The following is a 2,699-nucleotide window of genomic DNA, read 5'->3' on the forward strand; positions in this document are numbered from 1 at the left end:
GACGTCGCCCCGCGGACGGCCCCGGCGGCGTCGGAACCGGCTCTGGCCCACCTCCACGGTCTGGAGCGGGCCCTCGCCGAACTCGCCGCCCCGCTGGGCGCCCCCTCCCGCTCCCCGCTGGTCGGAGCCTGACCGCCGCGGTCCGGGGGCCACGACGCGTCCTCCGGTCCGGGCCCCGGGTGATCGGCTGTTACCGTCACCCCGGTCGGCATCGGACGAGAGGGGACAGTCGTGGCGGACGCCGGACGGCGGGCTTTCATCGGGTCGTTCACGGCGGCGGGAGGGCCCGGCATCGTCACCGCGGCCGTCGCCCCCGGCAGCGGCGCGCTGACGCCCCTGAGCGCCGTGAACGCCGTCGCCGACCCGTCCTGGCTGGCCCTGTCGCCCGACGGCCGCATGCTGTACGCGGTCAGCGAGACCGCGGAGGGCGCCGTCGCCGCGTTCCGGGTGACCGGGGAGGGCCCGGAGCCCGCCGGGCGTGAGGTGCAGGTGGACGGCAGCGGGCCGACCCACCTCAGCGTCTTCGCCGGGCACGTCCTCACCGCGAACTACGGCTCCGGCTCCGTCAGCGCCGTCCCGGTCCGCGCGGACGGCGGTCTCGCGCGGTCCGTCTCCGGGGTGCTCCGGCACAGCGGCTCCGGCCCCCACCCGCAGCGCCAGCAGAGCCCGCACGCCCACCAGGTGCAGCCGGACCCGAGCGGCCGCTGGGCGGTCGGCGTCGACCTCGGAACGGACTCGGTGCGCGTCTGCGCGCTGGAGGGCGGCGTTCTCGTGCCGCACCGGGAGATCGCCCTGCGCCCGGGTTCCGGCCCCCGGCACCTGGCCTTCCATCCGGGCGGCTCGTACGCGTACGTCCTCAACGAGCTCAGCCCCACCCTCTCGGTCTGCCGCTGGGACGCCGCCGGCGGTGTGCTGAAGCCGCTCGCGGAGATCCCGGTCCTGCCCGGCACCCCGGCCGGTGACGCCTTCCCGTCCGGTCTGGCGGTGTCGGCCGACGGCCGCTTCGTGTGGGCCGCGACGCGCGGCGAGGACGTCCTGACCGTGTTCCTGGCCGAGGGGGAGGGCGCCGCGCTGACCCCGGTCACCACCGTCCCCTGCGGCGGCCACTGGCCCCGCGCGATCACCGCGGCGGACGGCATCCTGTACGTCGCCAACGAGCGCTCCGGGGACGTGACCTGGTTCTCGCCCGACCCGGAGACGGGAGTGCCGCGGCGCGGCGGGTCGATCCCGGTGCCCGCCGCGTCCTGCGTGGTACTCACCGACCGCTGACCGGGGCGCCCGCGCCCGGCCGGCCCGGGGCACGGCGGCCCGCACACGCCGAAGGACCCGCCCCGGCGATCCGGAGCGGGCCCTTTCGGCGTCCTGCGTGGGCCGGCCGTATCAGTGGGCCGGGGTGTTCTGCGCCTGCGGCGGGGCGATGCCGAGGGCGGTCGTGTACTTGGCCAGCGCCAGCTTGCCGATCGCCGGGTACGGGCCGAGCGCCTCGGCGGCGGAGCAGTCGGCCTCCCGGGCGGCCTCCTCGATCAGGCTCGCGTCGATCTCCGGGCCGATCAGGTACGGCGCGAGCGCCAGCTGCTGCGAACCGGAGCCGCGCAGCTGCTCGGCCACGGAGGCGATGGAACCCTCCTGGTCCAGGGCCGCCGCCATCACCGGCACGGCGAGGCGCGCGGCGAGCAGCATGCCGGTGATCCCGGCCGCCTGCACGGCCTCGTCACCGCCCACCGAGGCCAGGATGATGCCGTCCGCGGCGGTCGCCACGGTGAACAGCCGGGCACGGTCGGCGCGGGCCAGACCGGCCTCCGACAGCCGCACGTGCAGCGCCTCGGCGAGCAGCGGGTGCGGGCCCAGCACATCGGTCAGCTCGGCGGCGACACGGCTGTCCATCACGGCCTGGCGGAGCGCGCGCACCAGCGCGCCGTCCGGGCCCGCGAGCAGCGGCACGACGACGGCGACGGGGCCGTCGGGCTCCTTCACGTCCATACCGGCGGCACGGGCCTGCTCGAAGCGGGCGGTGCGCTCCTCGGCCGCGCGCGCGAGCAGGGACGTCAGCGAGGGGTACTCCTCGTCGCCGTCGAGGTAGCCGATCCGGGCGTCCAGACCGGGCAGCTCGGAACGGGCGATGCTCACGACCTCGTCGGCGAGCGAGCGGGTGGCACTACTGGGCGCACCCGGCACGGCGAGGACGAGCGCGGGCGCGTCCTCGGGAGCCACCAGCGGCTCGGGACGGCGGTGCCGCCCGGGCTGACGGGGTCGCGGCATTCGTACTGGCAGGCCGGACGCGGGCCCAGTGGGGGTGCTCATGTTGGGGCATGTTAGTGGTTTCCTGGGCTCCCCTGTTCGGGGAGGGTGCAGGTGAGCGGTATCCGTCCAGTTTTGTCTGATGAGTTACGTACGGGTGTCCGCCGCGTGGGTGACGTCCTCACCTGCCGGGCCGGTCACGCACAGCATCGTCGCGTCGCCCGGAAGGGTGAACGAACCGGTGGTCAGGTCCTCCGCCATGCGTACCGCCCCGTGCAGGGGGTCCCCCTCGGCCATCACCCGCCGGGCCCCCGGCAGCCGCCTCGCCAGCTCCTCGTCCACCGGGCCGAGCAGAGGATTCCCCATCCGGAAGAGGCCGCCGGTGAGGCCGACCGCCGGCGCACCCTCCGCCGGGCACACCACGGCCGCGGAGTCGGCCATGTGCCGGGCCGCCGCCCGCA

At 76.3% G+C, this 2,699-nt stretch carries 3 protein-coding genes; 1 reads left to right on the forward strand and 2 read right to left on the reverse strand.

Annotation, left to right across the window (positions count from 1 at the left end; genetic code table 11):
- Window positions 1-231: 231 nt before the first annotated feature.
- On the forward strand, window positions 232-1,269 hold the full coding sequence (locus B9S61_RS05320) for a lactonase family protein (RefSeq protein WP_103541149.1): 1,038 nt from the start codon (window positions 232-234) through the stop codon (window positions 1,267-1,269).
- Window positions 1,270-1,380: 111 nt separating this feature from the next.
- Here B9S61_RS05320 and B9S61_RS05325 read toward each other — a convergent pair whose 3' ends face one another.
- Window positions 1,381-2,301 carry a sirohydrochlorin chelatase gene (locus B9S61_RS05325; protein ID WP_103541150.1) on the reverse strand — a complete coding sequence of 307 codons (921 nt, stop codon included), beginning with the start codon at window positions 2,299-2,301 and terminating at the stop codon, window positions 1,381-1,383.
- Between the two features lie 84 nt (window positions 2,302-2,385).
- Window positions 2,386-2,699 (reverse strand): hypothetical protein (locus B9S61_RS05330; protein WP_103541151.1); only part of this gene is annotated, 314 nt, incomplete at its 5' end.

It is taken from the genome of Streptomyces sp. SM1 (assembly GCF_002910825.1).
Classification (GTDB): domain Bacteria; phylum Actinomycetota; class Actinomycetes; order Streptomycetales; family Streptomycetaceae; genus Streptomyces; species Streptomyces okerensis.

Bases quoted from the DNA above. Each gene is read 5' to 3' on its own strand.
- B9S61_RS05325 (WP_103541150.1), bottom strand. From the start codon at position 2,301: ATGAGCACCCCCACTGGGCCCGCGTCCGGCCTGCCAGTACGAATGCCG.